Annotated in this window: 17 protein-coding genes; 15 read left to right on the top strand and 2 right to left on the bottom strand. The window is 46.1% G+C overall.

The window, feature by feature from the left end:
- The 15 genes from R7E00_RS21170 to fliJ all read left to right on the top strand — a co-directional run.
- The coding region (locus tag R7E00_RS21170; protein ID WP_206958538.1) for a flagellin at positions 1 to 570 on the top strand (570 nt) is incomplete at its 5' end.
- Positions 571 to 858: 288 nt separating this feature from the next.
- Positions 859 to 1,989 carry a flagellin gene (locus R7E00_RS21165; protein WP_005380449.1) on the top strand — a complete coding sequence of 377 codons (1,131 nt, stop codon included), beginning with the start codon at positions 859 to 861 and terminating at the stop codon, positions 1,987 to 1,989.
- 92 nt (positions 1,990 to 2,081) lie between these two features.
- Complete coding sequence (flaG, locus tag R7E00_RS21160) at positions 2,082 to 2,516, top strand: flagellar protein FlaG (RefSeq protein WP_005384493.1); 435 nt, start codon at positions 2,082 to 2,084, stop codon at positions 2,514 to 2,516.
- Positions 2,517 to 2,537: 21 nt separating this feature from the next.
- On the top strand, positions 2,538 to 4,532 hold the full coding sequence (fliD, locus tag R7E00_RS21155) for a flagellar filament capping protein FliD (RefSeq protein ID WP_258495600.1): 1,995 nt from the start codon (positions 2,538 to 2,540) through the stop codon (positions 4,530 to 4,532).
- Positions 4,533 to 4,535: 3 nt separating this feature from the next.
- Positions 4,536 to 4,841, top strand: a complete 306-nt coding sequence (locus R7E00_RS21150) for a flagellar protein FliT (protein ID WP_005380456.1) — start codon at positions 4,536 to 4,538, stop codon at positions 4,839 to 4,841.
- Between the two features lie 12 nt (positions 4,842 to 4,853).
- The gene (gene fliS / locus R7E00_RS21145; protein WP_005380457.1) at positions 4,854 to 5,264 is read left to right on the top strand and encodes a flagellar export chaperone FliS; all 411 of its coding nucleotides are present in this window, start codon (positions 4,854 to 4,856) and stop codon (positions 5,262 to 5,264) included.
- A 287-nt stretch (positions 5,265 to 5,551) separates the two neighbouring features.
- Complete coding sequence (locus R7E00_RS21140; RefSeq protein ID WP_005384490.1) at positions 5,552 to 7,018, top strand: sigma-54 dependent transcriptional regulator; 1,467 nt, start codon at positions 5,552 to 5,554, stop codon at positions 7,016 to 7,018.
- Between the two features lie 199 nt (positions 7,019 to 7,217).
- Positions 7,218 to 8,249 (top strand): sensor histidine kinase, encoded by a 1,032-nt coding sequence (locus R7E00_RS21135; RefSeq protein WP_005380459.1) that lies wholly within the window; start codon positions 7,218 to 7,220, stop codon positions 8,247 to 8,249.
- Positions 8,250 to 8,285: 36 nt separating this feature from the next.
- On the top strand, positions 8,286 to 9,695 hold the full coding sequence (locus tag R7E00_RS21130; RefSeq protein ID WP_005394318.1) for a sigma-54-dependent transcriptional regulator: 1,410 nt from the start codon (positions 8,286 to 8,288) through the stop codon (positions 9,693 to 9,695).
- Positions 9,696 to 9,817: 122 nt separating this feature from the next.
- A complete protein-coding gene (gene fliE, locus R7E00_RS21125) occupies positions 9,818 to 10,129 on the top strand; it encodes a flagellar hook-basal body complex protein FliE (RefSeq protein WP_005384482.1) in 312 nt (103 codons plus the stop codon).
- Between the two features lie 14 nt (positions 10,130 to 10,143).
- Positions 10,144 to 11,886, top strand: coding sequence for a flagellar basal-body MS-ring/collar protein FliF (gene fliF / locus R7E00_RS21120; protein WP_005380462.1), 1,743 nt, complete (start codon positions 10,144 to 10,146; stop codon positions 11,884 to 11,886).
- The gene (gene fliG, locus R7E00_RS21115; protein ID WP_005380470.1) at positions 11,879 to 12,934 is read left to right on the top strand and encodes a flagellar motor switch protein FliG; all 1,056 of its coding nucleotides are present in this window, start codon (positions 11,879 to 11,881) and stop codon (positions 12,932 to 12,934) included. Before fliF ends, fliG begins: the two co-directional genes overlap by 8 nt.
- A 71-nt stretch (positions 12,935 to 13,005) precedes the next feature.
- On the top strand, positions 13,006 to 13,806 hold the full coding sequence (fliH, locus tag R7E00_RS21110) for a flagellar assembly protein FliH (RefSeq protein WP_104979602.1): 801 nt from the start codon (positions 13,006 to 13,008) through the stop codon (positions 13,804 to 13,806).
- A gap of 3 nt (positions 13,807 to 13,809) precedes the next feature.
- On the top strand, positions 13,810 to 15,129 hold the full coding sequence (gene fliI, locus R7E00_RS21105; RefSeq protein ID WP_213896445.1) for a flagellar protein export ATPase FliI: 1,320 nt from the start codon (positions 13,810 to 13,812) through the stop codon (positions 15,127 to 15,129).
- 6 nt (positions 15,130 to 15,135) lie between these two features.
- On the top strand, positions 15,136 to 15,579 hold the full coding sequence (gene fliJ, locus R7E00_RS21100) for a flagellar export protein FliJ (RefSeq protein WP_005380474.1): 444 nt from the start codon (positions 15,136 to 15,138) through the stop codon (positions 15,577 to 15,579).
- A 40-nt stretch (positions 15,580 to 15,619) separates the two neighbouring features.
- Here the strand turns inward: fliJ and R7E00_RS21095 are convergent, their stop codons facing one another.
- Both R7E00_RS21095 and R7E00_RS21090 read right to left on the bottom strand, forming a co-directional pair.
- Positions 15,620 to 15,934: an NIPSNAP family protein gene (locus tag R7E00_RS21095; protein ID WP_042524102.1), complete on the bottom strand. Its 315-nt coding sequence runs from the start codon at positions 15,932 to 15,934 to the stop codon at positions 15,620 to 15,622.
- A 39-nt stretch (positions 15,935 to 15,973) separates the two neighbouring features.
- Positions 15,974 to 16,117, bottom strand: a complete 144-nt coding sequence (locus R7E00_RS21090; RefSeq protein ID WP_005394314.1) for a hypothetical protein — start codon at positions 16,115 to 16,117, stop codon at positions 15,974 to 15,976.
- Between the last annotated feature and the right edge of the window lie 91 nt (positions 16,118 to 16,208).

Below are 16,208 nucleotides of genomic sequence, written 5' to 3'. Positions count from 1 at the left end.
GCTGAAGGTAAGAACGACCTAAAAATCAACCTAACGGACAGCTACGGCCAAGAGCAAGAAATCAACATCAGCGCAAAAGCGGGTGACGATATCGAAGAGCTTGCGACTTACATTAACGGTCAAACTGACCTAGTGAAAGCCTCAGTAGACCAAGACGGTAAACTGCAAATCTTTGCTGGCAACAACAAAGTCGAAGGCGAAGTCGAGTTTTCAGGCGGCCTATCTGGTGAGCTAGGTTTGGGCGAAGGTAAAAAAGTAACGGTAGATACTATCGACGTAACCTCAGTTGGTGGCGCACAAGAATCTGTTGCTATCATCGATGCAGCACTGAAATACGTAGACAGCCACCGCGCAGAGCTGGGTGCATTCCAGAACCGTTTCAACCACGCAATCAGCAATTTGGACAACATTAACGAGAACGTGAATGCGTCGAAGAGCCGTATCAAAGATACTGACTTCGCGAAAGAAACGACGGCAATGACCAAGTCACAAATTCTATCGCAAGCGTCAAGCTCAATCCTTGCGCAAGCGAAACAAGCGCCAAACTCAGCGCTAAGTCTGCTAGGTTAATTTCAAACCTAAGATGAGAACCTCATTGGCTCGTGGTGAGAGATGAGCGAGTAAACCCAGCTTCGGCTGGGTTTTTTTCTGTCTTTTGGGGCCCCAGGATTTCTGCGAATCACGACATTAGAGCTTCATCACATTTCAGTAAGCCAAAGAAAATAATCGCAAAAAATTGAAAATTTCTTCTAAAGGATATTCATCGGTCGCCGTTAAAGGGACTGAGAGAAATGAGATGTACCTAAGTGAGGTGAGAGACACGACGGTACATTCACTAAAGCCTTAAGGAGATCAATTATGGCGATTAACGTTAATACTAACGTTTCTGCGATGACTGCACAGCGTTACCTAAACCAGGCAGCTGACGGTCAACAAAAATCTATGGAGCGTTTGTCTTCGGGTTATAAAATCAATAGCGCGAAAGACGATGCTGCAGGTCTACAGATTTCAAACCGCTTGAATGCACAAAGCCGTGGCCTAGACATGGCAGTGAAAAACGCAAACGACGGTATTTCTATTGCACAGGTTGCTGAAGGTGCAATGAATGAATCTACCAACATCCTACAACGTATGCGTGATCTTTCGCTTCAATCGGCGAACGGCTCTAACTCAAAAGCAGAACGTGTAGCGATCCAAGAAGAAGTAACAGCGCTAAACGACGAGCTAAACCGTATTGCTGAAACTACCTCTTTCGGTGGTAACAAGCTTCTAAACGGTACTTACGGTACTCAGTCTTTCCAAATCGGGGCGGACTCAGGTGAAGCAGTGATGCTTTCTATGGGTAACCTACGCTCAGACACTTCAGCAATGGGTGGTAAGAGCTACGCAGCAGAAGAGGGTAAAGACGCATCTTGGACTGTTGGTGAGAAAACAGAGTTCAAAATGAGCTACACCAACAAGCAGGGTGAAGAGAAAGAGCTATCAATCAGCGCTAAGCAAGGCGATGATATTGAACAGCTAGCGACATACATCAACGGTCAAAACGATGATGTAAAAGCCTCTGTTGGCGAAGATGGCAAACTACAAGTATTTGCTTCTTCTCAAAAAGTTGAAGGTGATGTTGAGTTTTCTGGCAACCTAGCAGACGAGATCGGCTTTGGTGGTCCGAAAGACGTAACAGTGAAAGACATCGACGTAACCACAGTAGCTGGCTCTCAAGAAGCAGTAGCGGTTATCGACGGCGCTCTTAAGTCCGTAGACAGCCAACGAGCTTCACTCGGTGCTTTCCAAAACCGCTTCAACCACGCAATCAGCAACCTAGACAACATTAACGAGAACGTTAACGCGTCTAAAAGCCGTATTAAAGATACTGATTACGCGAAGGAAACCACTGCGATGACTAAGTCGCAAATTCTTCAGCAAGCAAGTACTTCAATCCTGGCTCAAGCGAAGCAGTCTCCATCTGCAGCGCTAAGCTTGTTGGGCTAAGTGGTAAACCCAGCCTGAGGTCAACACCTTAGTGCTGGGGCACCAAAGCGATAGATTCTATCGTTAGCCCATAAGGTGGAAGGGAGATTGTAATGGATATATCCTCCTACGCATCGAACATCCAGCCTTACGGCACGCCAAATGGCACAAAGTTTGCAAATAAAAATGGCAATGATATAGGCACGTCTAGCCCAGCAAATTCAAATGGTGAGATTTCGCCGCAAAAAGCGAAAAACACCGAATACGACTTCTCTGTTCAAGCTGCGATCGAGATGGCTGAAAGCCGTCAAGAACTGAACAAAGAAGAACGTGAAAAATTGGTCGCACAAATGAATGAATTTGTAACGTCCATAAACAAAGGAGTCGCATTTCGAGTGGATGAAGAATCCGGACGAGATGTGGTGACGATTTATGAAGCCAATACCGGTGACGTGATTCGTCAAATTCCTGATGAAGAAATGCTAGTGGTATTGCGTCGCCTAGCTGAGCACACAGCCAACAGCGGGTTGTTGACTGAAAAAGTGTAAGTCGTTTTTAGAGGTGATTTGATGAGTTTAGGCCCTTTGGGGATGTCTGGCGGCATGGATATTAATTCCATGGTCAGCAAAATTGTGGATGCCGAACGCGTACCAAAGCAGCAACGCATCGACAACGAACGCACGACAATTAATGCCAGTATCAGTGCTTACGGGCGACTCAGAGAATCATTGGATACGATGAAAAATCTCATGGCGAACTTTCGTCAGGAGAAAGCATTTGCCGTTCGCACTGTCGAAACGACCAATGACAATATCGTATCTGCCACGGCAACCACAGATGCTATCGCTGGCAAATATGCTATCGATGTGTTGCAGCTTGCTCAGAGCCACAAAGTCGCTTCTGACGTATTGCCAGAAGACGCAAAATTTGGCCCTGGTAAGCTGCAGATTTCGCTTGGTGATGAGCGTTTTAATATCGATGTTCGTTCCCGATCTAAGCTCATCGATGTCGTACGCGGCATCAATGGCGCTAAAGATAACCCTGGCGTTCGTGCATCTCTTATTAACGACGTCGAAGGTCCACGCCTTATCCTTGCTTCTAACCTCTCTGGTAAGGATCATCAAATCAGAGTCAGTGTGGAGGCCGAAAAAGGCAACCCTCTTAAATACTTCGAATACCAAACACTTGAAGACCGCGTCAACGCGCTTGAAGAAGCTCGTTCAGCGGCGGAAGATGTCTTAGGTCCTCTTAAATTTCCGAAACAACCAGCTGAAGAGCTAGATGCAAACGGCAATCCTCTACCTCCAGAAGAGCAAAAAGCGGCAGACGATGTACAAGATGATGCATCGCAAGCGCCAATCTCTGCGGCGGGTGCAGAAGCAGCCAAAGCTGGTCAAGAAGCCATTGATGAAGCCAACCGACGCGCGAGTTTACGCCCTGAAGACAGAATTCCAGGTTGGACAGAAACTGCGTCAGGTACTTTGTTGGACTCTTATGAAGAACCAGAGCTCGAACTCGACGAAAAGGCAATAGAGAAGGCACCAGATGTACCAGGCTGGAATAATGCCGCATCGGGCACCCTAACCGATTCTTACGTTACGACGAAAGAGGCTAAGCAGCTTCTTGAGCAAGAAAAAGCGGAAATCGAGCAAAAAATTGCGAGTGAAAAGCAAGCGTTAGACGAAAAAGTGGCACGTGGTGAACTTTCCGAAGCGCAAGCTAAGCAAATTCATCGCGCTAAACTTGATCCTCAAGAACGTGAGCGTCTGGAAAAAATTGATGAAGCAGAAGCGAAAATCGCAAAGGCACAATCTGCTTTTGAAGAATACCTTGGAATGACAGAAGTACAAGCAGGGCAAGATTCAGAAGTTCTGCTTGATGGAGTGGCAAAGCTATCTAGCCACAACAATGTGATTGAAGATGCGATCGAAGGTGTTGATTTAACACTAAAAGGCAAATCAGAACCGAATAAACCGCCTGCTGAAATTGGTGTCGAGTACGACCGTCAAAGTGTACGCAACGATATCGAAAACTTTGTGGCAGCGTATAACTCGTTTTATCAAACCTCCCAAGCGTTGGCGAGTGTGGATCCGGTAACTGGTCAAAAAGGGCCGTTGTCAGGTGACAGCACCGTACGCAGTGCAGATTCACGATTAAAATCGGTCTTTTCTACTCGAATCGATAAGGCGCCTGAAAACCTAAAGTCCTTAACAGAATTTGGCATTACGACGACACGTCAAGGCACCCTAGAAATCAACTATGACATGCTAGATCGCCAGTTGAACAATAACTTCAACGAGTTAGAAAAGTTCTTCGGTGGCAACACAGGTTTTGCTAAACGAGTAGAAGATGCGATTCACGGTATCACAGGTATTACAGGCAGTATTCGTACTCGAGAAAAAAGTCTCACAGAACAAAACTACCGTTTGAGTGACGATCAAGCGGCATTAGATCGCCGCATGGAAAGCCTAGAGAAGCGTACTCATGCGAAGTTTACCGCGATGCAAGATGCGACCGGTAAAATGCAGGGCCAGTTAGGCGCTTTGATGAGTGCGTTGGGTTAATAAATGCAAAAAGAACTCATGGAAATTAGTGATATAGATCAACTAATTACGCAAGAATTAGAAAAAATTGATTTTAATGCTGAAGAAATTCTTCGCTTGGTCGATATCAGGGAACGGTTATTGCAAAACCTGTTACCAATTATTCATCAAAATCCTTTGGTTAAGCAGGATGCAGAGTGGCAAGCATTGCTAACTCGTACCAAAAGAATTGTCGAGCTGATGCAATCGGAAACGTCAAAGGTCGGAAAAGAGCTCCATAAGTTTCGTTATGGCCAGCGTTCACTTCAGCAGTACAAAAAATTTATTTAAAAGAGGATTACTATGCGCGGTTCTTTGCAAGCATACAAAAAGGTATCAGTCGACAGCCAGCTTAGCGCGGCTTCTCCGCACAAAGTCATTCAAATGCTTATGGCTGGTGCGATTGAGCGCCTTATTCAAGGTAAAGCAGCCATGCAAGCAGGCAATATTCCAGCAAAAGGTGAGCGCTTAGGTAAAGCGTTAGACATCATTATCGCGCTACGCAGCTGTCTATCTATGGATGACGGTGGTGATATTGCTTCAAACTTAGATTCACTGTATGAGTTTATGATCACGCAAATTTCTGCTGCTAACCATCAAAATGAGCCTCAGCTGATCGACGACGTTATCGACATTATCCGTGAGATCAAGTCCGCTTGGGACCAAATCCCAACAGAGTTTCATAATCTTACCGCTGCTGAAGTTGGTATTTAATAGTCAAAACAATGCGTTAAGATACTAGACGAATATATTTGTCAATTGCGCAACGAGTTGTGTAGCAAAGTTTCTATCAAGCTCACACCTCTCCATTGCTTGGTTGCCTTATTTTTATATTCAAATAAAATAGAAGCCATTAGTAGCCCTAATGGCTTTTTTGTTGCTGATTTTCCTATTTTGTCTATCGTAAATTGAGTGTGGTGGTTCTGCCTTCTTTAGCACCCAATTGCGCAAATCAAGGTTTGGCCGCAACGCACCTAAAATAAAGGCAATCATTCTTACTTATGCATGGTTTGGCAAAGCTGCTTGTAATTGATGATGACGCATCAAGTCGTTTAAATTTAAGCAATATATTGGAATTTGTTGGAGAAAATTGCGAAGCGGTCAGTTCTGATCAGCTCAGCGATGTTGATTGGTCTAGCGTATGGTCGTGCTGTATTGTTGGTAATATTCCAGCAGGTCAAGCGGCGAGTACGGTTATCTCTCATTTAAACAGCGCTTACCACATCCCTCTTCTAGTCATGGGCCGTTTTCCTTTGCCTGTTGATGATCTTCCAAATTTTGTTGGTGAACTAGAGCTGCCGCTTAATTACCCACAGCTTAGTGAAGCGTTACGCCACTGCAAAGATTTTCTGGGGCGAAAAGGAGTGAATGTTGTTGCTAGTGCACGCAAAAACACGCTTTTTCGCAGCTTAGTTGGTCAAAGTAGAGGTATTCAAGAAGTTCGACATCTGATTGAGCAAGTATCAAACACGGAAGCAAACGTGTTGATCTTAGGTGAGTCCGGTACGGGTAAAGAAGTTGTTGCGCGTAACATCCACTATCATTCTTCATACCGCGATGGCGCATTTGTACCTATTAACTGTGGTGCAATACCGCCTGAGCTCCTAGAAAGCGAATTATTTGGTCACGAAAAAGGCGCGTTTACTGGTGCGTTAACTGCCCGTAAAGGTCGATTTGAGCTCGCAGACGGTGGCACGATCTTTCTTGATGAGATTGGCGATATGCCAATGTCGATGCAAGTAAAGTTGCTTCGTGTATTGCAAGAACGCTGCTTTGAACGTGTAGGTGGCAATAGTACCATCAAGGTAAATGTTCGAGTGGTGGCGGCGACACACCGTAATCTAGAAAATATGATTGAAGAAGGCACGTTCCGAGAAGACTTGTTCTATCGCCTGAACGTGTTTCCAATTGAGATGCCAGCGCTGAAAGAGCGCAAACAAGATATACCATTGCTGCTGCAAGAACTGATGACACGTTTAGAGGCGGAAGGCGGACAACCTATCTGCTTTACACCTCGTGCAATCAACTCACTTATGGAGCATAACTGGCCGGGCAACGTACGCGAGTTGGCTAATCTTGTTGAGCGAATGATTATTCTGTATCCAAATAGCTTGGTGGATGTAAACCATCTACCAACCAAATATCGCTACAGTGACATCCCAGAGTTCCAACCAGAGAGCAATCCATTTGTTTCGGTGGAAGAGCAAGAGCGTGATGTATTCCAAGATATCTTCTCTGAAGATTTTAGCTTTGAAGATCAAGACGACCTTGATCACAGCATGAACGCCCCGCAAGCGCTGCCACCGGAAGGGGTTAATTTGAAAGAACTGCTAGCTGATTTAGAAGTTAATATGATCAGCCAAGCATTAGAAGCGCAGGGTGGCGTTGTAGCAAGAGCGGCCGACATGCTGGGTATGCGACGTACTACGCTGGTGGAAAAAATGCGTAAGTACAACTTACAGCGCTAGGTAAAGTGAAGTTTTAAGACGATATCTGAATTATCACTTGTGCTAGTTAACATCGTTTTTCTGGCATCCAAAACCGTTATCTCTGAGTGTCAACTTATTGTCGATAGCTTAACGTCCTGATAAATATAGAAAATAGCTTGGTACGCTAATTGCTTACCAAGCTATTTTAGTTTTAGCGGCGATATTTCGACAGGCAGTAATGGATAACAACACCAATCAATCCCATTTAGATTCCGTAGAGAATCAGGTTGAGCGCTACAAACAGGTGCTCGATGTGATGCCTGCTGGAGTGATTTTGCTCGATACGTACGGAGTAGTGCGTGAAGCAAATCCAGAAGCGCACCGAATTCTTGAGATTCCACTGGTTAACGAAAAATGGTTCAACGTTATCCAGGCGGTGTTTGACCCACGTGAAGATGATGGCCATGAAGTTTCCCTGCGGAATGGCCGTAAAGTTCGACTCGCCATCTCGGCGTCCACAACAGGTCAATTGATCCTGATTACCGATTTAACCGAAACCCGTTTACTTCAAGCTCGTGTCAGTGATTTACAGCGCTTATCGTCGTTAGGACGTATGGTTGCGTCGCTTGCTCACCAAGTAAGAACGCCGCTGTCGAGCGCTATGTTATATGCATCCAATTTGGGAGCGCCAAATCTTCCTCCAGCGACAAAAGATCGCTTCCAAACCAAATTAATGGATCGACTGCACGATTTGGAAAAGCAGGTTAATGATATGCTGCTTTTTGCTAAAGGTGGTGATAATAAAGTCATTAAGCCATTCACGATTGCCCAGTTGGTAGCGGAATATCAGCCGATGGTCGAAACCGCGCTAAAAAACAACAGTATTGATTACTGCCTAGAAGTTGAAGAAGAACAAACTGAGCTACTAGGCAATGCGAACGCCATTGCATCTGCATTAAGTAATCTGGTCATGAATGCGATTCAAATGTCTGGTAAAGAATCGCAAGTCGATATTTTTTTCCGCCCGGTAAATGGTGAGTTACGCATTTCTGTGCAAGACAGCGGACCGGGTGTGCCCGAAGAACTGCAAGCCAAAATCATGGAGCCATTTTTTACCACACGTTCTCAAGGAACTGGATTAGGGTTGGCAGTTGTTCAAATGGTTTGCCGTGCCCATGACGGTCGATTGGAACTTATTTCAGAGCAGGGTGATGGAGCCTGCTTCACCATGTGCATTCCGCTAGAGCGAGTGCAAACAGAAGCGCAATAAGCGGCTTTTGGTAATAACAATTTCTGGAGAATCATAATGGCGCAAAGCAAAGTGCTGATCGTAGAAGACGATGAAGGTCTTCGTGAAGCCCTAGTCGATACTCTGGCTCTGGCAGGGTATGAGTGGTTGGAAGCGGACTGTGCTGAAGATGCACTGTTAAAGCTGAAATCGAATACGGTTGATATCGTCGTTTCTGATGTGCAAATGGCGGGTATGGGTGGCTTAGCTCTGCTCAAAAGCATCAAGCAGAATTGGCCTAACTTACCAGTATTGCTAATGACGGCGTACGCCAATATTGAAGATGCCGTGTCTGCAATGAAAGATGGCGCGATCGACTACATGGCGAAACCATTTGCACCAGAAGTGTTGCTAAATATGGTCAGTCGTTATGCACCGATAAAAAGTGATGACAACGGTGACGCTATCGTTGCTGATGAGAAAAGTCTACGTTTACTCGCGTTGGCCGATAAAGTGGCACGTACAGATGCGAATGTTATGGTGCTAGGTCCGAGTGGCTCAGGTAAAGAAGTGATGTCGCGCTATATTCACAACGCGTCAAATCGTAAAAATGGTCCTTTTGTCGCAATTAACTGTGCCGCGATTCCTGACAATATGCTCGAAGCAACACTGTTTGGCTATGAAAAGGGCGCATTTACTGGTGCTGTTCAGGCATGCCCAGGAAAGTTCGAACAAGCGCAAGGTGGCACAATCTTGCTTGATGAAATCAGCGAAATGGACTTGAACCTGCAAGCGAAGTTATTGCGTGTTCTACAAGAGCGCGAAGTAGAGCGCCTAGGCAGTCGCAAAAGCATCAAGTTAGATGTTCGTGTGTTAGCGACGAGTAACCGTGATCTTAAGCAATACGTGTCAGAAGGAAACTTCAGAGAGGACTTATATTACCGCCTGAATGTATTCCCAATTGCGTGGCCTGCACTTAAAGAACGTAAAGGCGATATTGCACCGCTTGCCAAGCACCTTGCTGAGCGTCATTGCAGCAAAATGGGCATGCCAGTGCCTCAATTCTCGACCGTTGCGTTAGAAAAACTATTGCAATACCCTTGGCCGGGTAATGTTCGTGAATTGGATAACGTGGTTCAACGAGCGCTGATATTAAGTGAAAATGGCGACATCGATGCAGAGCACATTTTGCTCGAGGGCGTAGATTGGCAAGATGCCAATAGCTTGCAACACGTGGTGCAAAATGCAGATATGGTCGTGCCCAATGTTAAGCCAGTTGCTCAAGCTGAGAGTGTCAGCCGCCCAGTAACTGGTGGAGAAGGCTTAGGCAGCGAGCTGCGCGATCAAGAATACGCCATTATTTTGGAGACTTTGGTTGAGTGTAATGGTCGACGCAAAGAAATGGCGGAGAAACTGGGTATAAGCCCTCGAACCTTGCGCTATAAGCTTGCCAAAATGCGTGATGCTGGTATAGATATCCCGAATTAACACAGACAACGGCCATAAGACAAAAAGTGTAAGTAAATTGATTGCTAATGTCTTATGGCACGTTAATTGCTGTGTCAATAATCAGTTTTGTTAATAGTCAATCTTTTGGCTTAGAGGTGCTAATGAAAATTGATGGTATTCAGGCAGAAATGCGCGCCATGATGGTAGAAGCAACCAATACGGCTCCTACTGCAAGTGGGGCGAAAGTTGGAGCAGATTTTAACGATCTCCTAACTAAAGCCATCAATAACGTAAACACACTTCAAAAAGCATCTGGTGATTTACAAACCCGTTTTGATCGTGGTGATGCCGATGTATCCCTTTCTGACGTTATGATCGCTCGTAACAAGTCTAGTGTCGCTTTTGATGCGACGGTTCAAATTCGCAATAAACTCGTTGAGGCATATAAAGATCTCATGAACATGCCAGTGTAATTTAGGTAATAAGTGTGGCAGACAAGTCTACAGATTTAACCGTCACTGAAGGCGGCTCAGATGGTGCACTGGTAGCAAGTTCCGATGTGGATGTGGAGAGTCAAAATCCAGATCTAGAGGAGCGTAGTGCGTCAAAATTCGATATGGCAGTGGGCGACCTCGATTTACTTCGTCAGGTTGTGCTTGTGCTGTCGATATCCATCTGTGTTGCATTGATCGTGATGCTGTTCTTTTGGGTCAAAGAACCGGAAATGCGCCCACTTGGTGCGTATGAGACCGAAGAATTGATCCCCGTTCTGGATTATCTGGACCAGCAGAAAATCAATTATAAGCTTGATGGCAATACTGTTTCTGTTGAATCGAGTGAGTACAACTCGATCAAACTTGGCATGGTTCGTTCCGGCGTTAACCAAGCTACAGAAGCGGGCGATGATATTTTGCTGCAAGACATGGGTTTTGGTGTTTCACAACGTCTCGAGCAAGAGCGTCTCAAACTCAGTCGAGAGCGCCAATTGGCTCAAGCAATTGAAGAAATGAAGCAAGTTCGCAAAGCACGAGTGTTATTGGCACTGCCAAAGCACAGCGTGTTTGTGCGTCATAACCAAGAAGCGTCTGCGTCGGTATTTTTGACATTGTCGACAGGCACGAACCTTAAGCAACAAGAAGTGGATTCTATTGTCGACATGGTGGCTAGTGCTGTGCCGGGAATGAAAACTTCTCGAATTACCGTCACAGATCAGCATGGCCGCTTACTCAGCTCAGGCTCCCAAGATCCCGCTTCTGCGGCGCGACGCAAAGAACAAGAATTAGAACGCAGCCAAGAGCAAGCGCTGCGCGAAAAAATTGATTCCGTACTATTACCCATTTTAGGTTATGGCAACTATACGGCGCAGGTTGATATCCAAATGGACTTCAGTGCGGTTGAACAAACCCGCAAACGCTTTGATCCAAACACCCCTGCGACTCGCAGTGAGTACGCACTCGAAGATTACAATAACGGTAACATGGTAGCGGGTATTCCGGGTGCGTTGAGTAATCAGCCTCCAGCGGATGCCTCAATTCCGCAAGATGTGGCTCAAATGAAAGATGGTTCTGTCATGGGGCAGGGTTCAGTTCGTAAAGAATCCACGCGTAACTTTGAACTTGATACGACCATCAGCCACGAGCGAAAGCAGACCGGGACAGTGGCTCGTCAGACCGTTTCTGTTGCGATTAAAGACCGTCGTCAAGTTAACCCTGATACGGGTGAAGTGACTTATACCCCAATGTCCGAATCTGAAATCAATGCCATTCGCCAAGTATTAATTGGTACCGTTGGCTTTGATCAAGGCCGTGGCGATTTGCTGAATGTATTGAGTGTAAAGTTTGCTGAGCCAGAGGCTGAGCAGCTAGAAGAACCACCAATTTGGGAGCACCCTAACTTCAGTGATTGGGTTCGTTGGTTCGCAAGTGCATTAGTGATTATTGTGGTTGTGTTGGTTCTGGTTCGCCCAGCAATGAAGAAATTGCTTAACCCTACCAGCGATGATGAAGACGAAATGTACGGACCAGACGGCTTGCCGATTGGTGCGGATGGTGAAACTAGCTTGATTGGCAGTGACATCGAAAGCAGCGAACTGTTCGAGTTTGGCTCAAGTATTGATTTGCCAAACCTTCATAAAGATGAAGATGTATTGAAAGCGGTTCGCGCTCTGGTTGCGAATGAACCTGAACTGGCTGCTCAAGTAGTGAAAAACTGGATGAATGACAATGGCTAACGATATCGTACCTCAAGATGACAACGCCGCGGGAATGCCAGTAGAGCTGGATGTTTCAACCATTACTGGCGAAGAAAAAGCGGCAATTTTGCTACTGAGCCTTAATGAACAAGATGCAGCTGGCATTATCCGTCACCTAGAACCAAAACAGGTTCAGCGTGTTGGTAGTGCGATGGCTCGCGCGAAGGATCTCAGCCAAGACAAGGTATCTGCTGTTCATCGTGCGTTTTTGGAGGATATCCAGAAATACACCAACATTGGTATGGGCAGCGAAGACTTTATGCGTAATGCATTGGTTGCCGCTCTTGGTGAAGACAAAGCCAACAACTTAGTTGACCAGATCCTACTTGGTACGGGCTCAAAGGGTTTGGATTCTTTGAAATGGATGGACCCACGCCAAGTGGCGAGCATTATTGTCAATGAACACCCACAGATTCAAACTATCGTACTGTCTTATTTAGAAGCAGACCAATCTGCAGAGATTTTGTCTCAGTTCCCTGAGCGCGTGCGTTTGGATCTGATGATGCGTATTGCCAACCTTGAAGAAGTTCAGCCATCAGCATTGGCAGAGCTGAACGAAATCATGGAGAAACAGTTCGCGGGTCAAGCGGGTGCACAAGCAGCCAAAATTGGCGGCCTGAAAGCAGCAGCGGAGATCATGAACTACCTAGACAACAACGTCGAAGGTTTGTTGATGGAACAAATTCGCGATCAGGACGAAGACATGGCGACGCAAATCCAAGACCTAATGTTTGTCTTCGAAAACTTAGTCGAAGTGGACGACCAAGGTATTCAGAAGTTGCTGCGTGACGTACCACAAGACGTGTTGCAAAAAGCACTCAAAGGTGCAGATGACTCGTTACGTGAGAAAGTCTTCAAGAACATGTCTAAACGTGCTGCTGATATGATGCGTGATGATATAGAAGCGATGCCGCCAGTACGAGTGGCAGATGTAGAAGCCGCTCAGAAAGAAATCTTAGCAATTGCCCGTCGAATGGCGGATGCTGGTGAGCTCATGTTGTCTGGCGGTGCTGACGAATTCTTATAATTTCTATTGCTTCGCAATTATCCTATTGCGGAGCACCCTCACTTCTTAATCGAACACACAATAGGTAACCCATGGCTGGCGATAGAAAACGTGGATTTATCCGTCCTGATGAAGATGATTCGATGATCGAACCTCAACGTTGGGGGCTGCCTGATTATGGCGAGCCTAAAGCCAAACAAGCAAAACAAACCGCGTTCAACTATGACCCGGGATGGGTGCCGAATTTTGATGAGCCTGAAGAAGAGCAGCCACTTGCGCTAACCGAAGAACAAATTGAACTGATTAAGCAAGGTGCTTATCAAGAAGGCTTACATCAAGGTCAGGAAGCTGGCTTTAAGCAAGGTTACGACAAAGGTAAAGAAGAAGGGTTGCAAGCCGGCCATGCTGAAGGTCTCGAGCTCGGAAAATCTGAAGGGGTAACTGCAGGGCAAGAATACATTCAGCAGCAAGTTGAAACCTTCATGAACTTGGCCAATCAGTTTGCTCAACCTTTGGAGTTGATGAATGCTCAGGTTGAAAAGCAGCTGGTGGATATGGTGCTCTGTTTAGTTAAAGAAGTGGTGCACGTTGAAGTACAAACCAACCCTCAAATTATTTTAGATACGGTGAAGCAGTCGGTCGAAGCGCTACCAATATCAGGCCACCCTATTACCTTGCACCTGAATCCAGAAGATGTCGCGATTATTCGTTCAGCTTATGGTGAAGAAGACCTTAATTGTCGCAACTGGACGTTAGTTGCTGAGCCATCGCTCAATCGAGGTGACGTCCAGATTGAAGCAGGTGAATCAAGCATTAATTATCGCATGGAAGAACGCGTCAAAAGCGTATTGCACAGCTTTTGTGGCGCAAACCGTCATCAAGAGGGTGAGTAATCCATGCAAGCACTCGCTGACCGCTTAAAAAGCTACAAAGTTGAAGGCCTTACGACGCGCCCTGTCGCCTCTGGCAAACTGGTGCGTGTGGTTGGGTTAACGTTGGAAGCAACCGGCTGTCGCGCACCAATTGGCAGTTTATGCTTAGTGGAAACCATGTCAGGTCAGATGGAAGCCGAGGTTGTCGGCTTTTCAGGTGACAACCTATTTTTAATGCCAAGCGAACAAATTACGGGCATTTTACCTGGCGCGAGAGTCACCCCTTTAACCAGTGACGCTGGTTTGCCTGTCGGCATGGAGTTACTTGGGCGCGTGATAGACGGGGTTGGGAATCCACTTGATGGACTTGGCCCTTTGTATACCGATCACCGTGCCTCTTTTAATGCCGAGCCGATCAACCCGTTGGCTCGAAAACCAATTTCTGAACCGCTCGATGTTGGCCTAAAAGCCATCAATGGTTTGTTGACGGTTGGTAAAGGTCAGCGTATCGGTCTGTTTGCAGGTTCTGGTGTGGGTAAATCGGTCACGCTTGGCATGATGACGCGAGGCACCACCGCACAGGTTGTGGTCGTCGGCCTGATAGGTGAGCGTGGACGTGAAGTTAAAGAGTTCATCGAAGAGATCTTGGGTGAGGACGGTCGTCGCCGCTCAGTGGTGGTCGCGGCGCCTGCCGATGCTTCACCTCTAATGCGCTTAAAGGGGTGCCAAACGGCATTAACGATTGCTGAATACTTCAGGGACCAAGGGTTAGATGTTCTGCTATTGATGGACTCGTTGACTCGTTTTGCACAAGCACAGCGTGAAATCGCACTTTCTGTTGGTGAGCCGCCAGCGACGAAAGGTTACCCGCCTTCTGTATTTGCCAAGCTGCCAGCGCTGGTTGAGCGAGCGGGTAATGGAAGTGCCGAGCAAGGCTCGATTACGGCGTTCTTTACCGTGTTGACCGAAGGGGATGATTTGCAAGATCCGATAGCGGATGCATCGCGAGCCATTCTTGATGGCCATATTGTTCTTTCTCGTGAAATGGCGGATGCAGGCCATTATCCGGCGATTGATGTCGAGAAGTCGGTGAGCCGTGTTATGCCGCAAATCACGACCGAAGAGCACGTTCTGATGTCAAAAGCGGTGCGACAGGTCTTGTCTATTTATCGCAAGAATCAAGATTTGGTCTCGATTGGAGCGTACAAACCGGGTACCGATCCTGCTATTGATGGCGCATTTACTTTGAAACCGAAGTTAGACGAATACTTGCAGCAGAGCATGAAAGAATCGGTGCCATACGATATGTGCGTCAATATGCTTAGAAACATTTTGGGTGGTTGATAACGCATGAATAACGCGATGGAGTTTCTACTCGAGCAAACTAAGGATCGTGAAGACCAAGCTGTGCTTGCACTGAACAAAGCGCGTTCTGAACTCGAAGATTATTACCGTCAGGTTGAACAAATTGAAAAGTATCGGCTTGATTATTGCCAGCAACTCGTCGACCGTGGTCAGGCGGGCCTAACGGCAAGTCAATATGGACACTTAAATCGATTCCTTACCCAGCTAGATGAAACTTTATCTAAGCAAAAGCAAGCAGAAAGTCATTTCAAAGAGCAGGTTGAAAACTGTAAAGAATATTGGTTAACCGTGCGTAAAGAACGCAAATCCTATGAGTGGATGATAGACAAACGCGAAAAAGAGAAACAACTTGCTGAAGCTAAGCGCGAACAAAAGCAAATGGACGAGTTTTCCACCTTACTTTACAGTCGAAAACCACATCGTTTCTAAAGGTTATTGGTTCGATATTGCATTACGGTGTTGCAGCTGACTACATCTCTACCGATTCAAGTAAGGTAACTTTGATTGAGTCTTGTTCAATTAACTCAAACACCTTCGGTCGAATCTCGCGAACCCACCACTCGTTGTATGTTTTTTCGTAGAGAGTCTGGCGTGCTTGTTCATTGTCGAACTCTCGAAGCCAAACAAAATAGTCATGTCCATCATCACCAGTGTGGACGTAAGTATTCAGTACACGCATGCCTTGTGAACGTTGATAGGGCAACAGTTCTTCCTTCATCCAACTTAGCCACTGTTCTGTTTTGCCTGCTTTGATTCTATATTGGCGTAATTCTGTGATCTTCAAAGTGATTCCTTAATTGTTAAGCCAAGTGTCTGTTTACGCTTATCGTTTTTCAAAGTCAATCAAGTAGCTGTACATCATGTTAGGAACCAGGTTCTCGGATAGTACTGTTGATGTTTGTTCCATAAACATGCCATCTATTAGCTTGCCGAGAATTGGCTCAATATTGTGGTGTGATTTTTGCATTTTAGCTGTCAGTGTCGGGTCTTTTTGACCTTTGTTTGCCGCCAGTATTGCTGTCTGTCAGCGATACGCTCAGAGCCACGAGAACGAGAGT

The sequence above is a fragment of the Vibrio sp. Vb1755 genome (genome assembly GCF_033338635.1).
GTDB lineage: Bacteria > Pseudomonadota > Gammaproteobacteria > Enterobacterales > Vibrionaceae > Vibrio > Vibrio alginolyticus.
This window is presented reverse-complemented; position numbering and strand designations above follow the sequence as displayed.

Excerpts from the sequence above, each read along its gene's own strand:
- fliS (WP_005380457.1), top strand. The coding sequence starts at position 4,854 with ATGCGCGGTTCTTTGCAAGCATACAAAAAGGTATCAGTCGACAGCCAG.
- R7E00_RS21140 (WP_005384490.1), top strand. The coding sequence starts at position 5,552 with ATGCATGGTTTGGCAAAGCTGCTTGTAATTGATGATGACGCATCAAGT.
- fliG (WP_005380470.1), top strand. The coding sequence starts at position 11,879 with ATGGCTAACGATATCGTACCTCAAGATGACAACGCCGCGGGAATGCCA.
- R7E00_RS21090 (WP_005394314.1), bottom strand. The coding sequence starts at position 16,117 with ATGCAAAAATCACACCACAATATTGAGCCAATTCTCGGCAAGCTAATA.
- R7E00_RS21135 (WP_005380459.1), top strand. The coding sequence starts at position 7,218 with ATGGATAACAACACCAATCAATCCCATTTAGATTCCGTAGAGAATCAG.
- fliH (WP_104979602.1), top strand. The coding sequence starts at position 13,006 with ATGGCTGGCGATAGAAAACGTGGATTTATCCGTCCTGATGAAGATGAT.
- R7E00_RS21130 (WP_005394318.1), top strand. The coding sequence starts at position 8,286 with ATGGCGCAAAGCAAAGTGCTGATCGTAGAAGACGATGAAGGTCTTCGT.
- R7E00_RS21165 (WP_005380449.1), top strand. The coding sequence starts at position 859 with ATGGCGATTAACGTTAATACTAACGTTTCTGCGATGACTGCACAGCGT.
- fliE (WP_005384482.1), top strand. The coding sequence starts at position 9,818 with ATGAAAATTGATGGTATTCAGGCAGAAATGCGCGCCATGATGGTAGAA.
- fliI (WP_213896445.1), top strand. The coding sequence starts at position 13,810 with ATGCAAGCACTCGCTGACCGCTTAAAAAGCTACAAAGTTGAAGGCCTT.
- fliD (WP_258495600.1), top strand. The coding sequence starts at position 2,538 with ATGAGTTTAGGCCCTTTGGGGATGTCTGGCGGCATGGATATTAATTCC.
- fliJ (WP_005380474.1), top strand. The coding sequence starts at position 15,136 with ATGAATAACGCGATGGAGTTTCTACTCGAGCAAACTAAGGATCGTGAA.
- R7E00_RS21150 (WP_005380456.1), top strand. The coding sequence starts at position 4,536 with ATGCAAAAAGAACTCATGGAAATTAGTGATATAGATCAACTAATTACG.
- flaG (WP_005384493.1), top strand. The coding sequence starts at position 2,082 with ATGGATATATCCTCCTACGCATCGAACATCCAGCCTTACGGCACGCCA.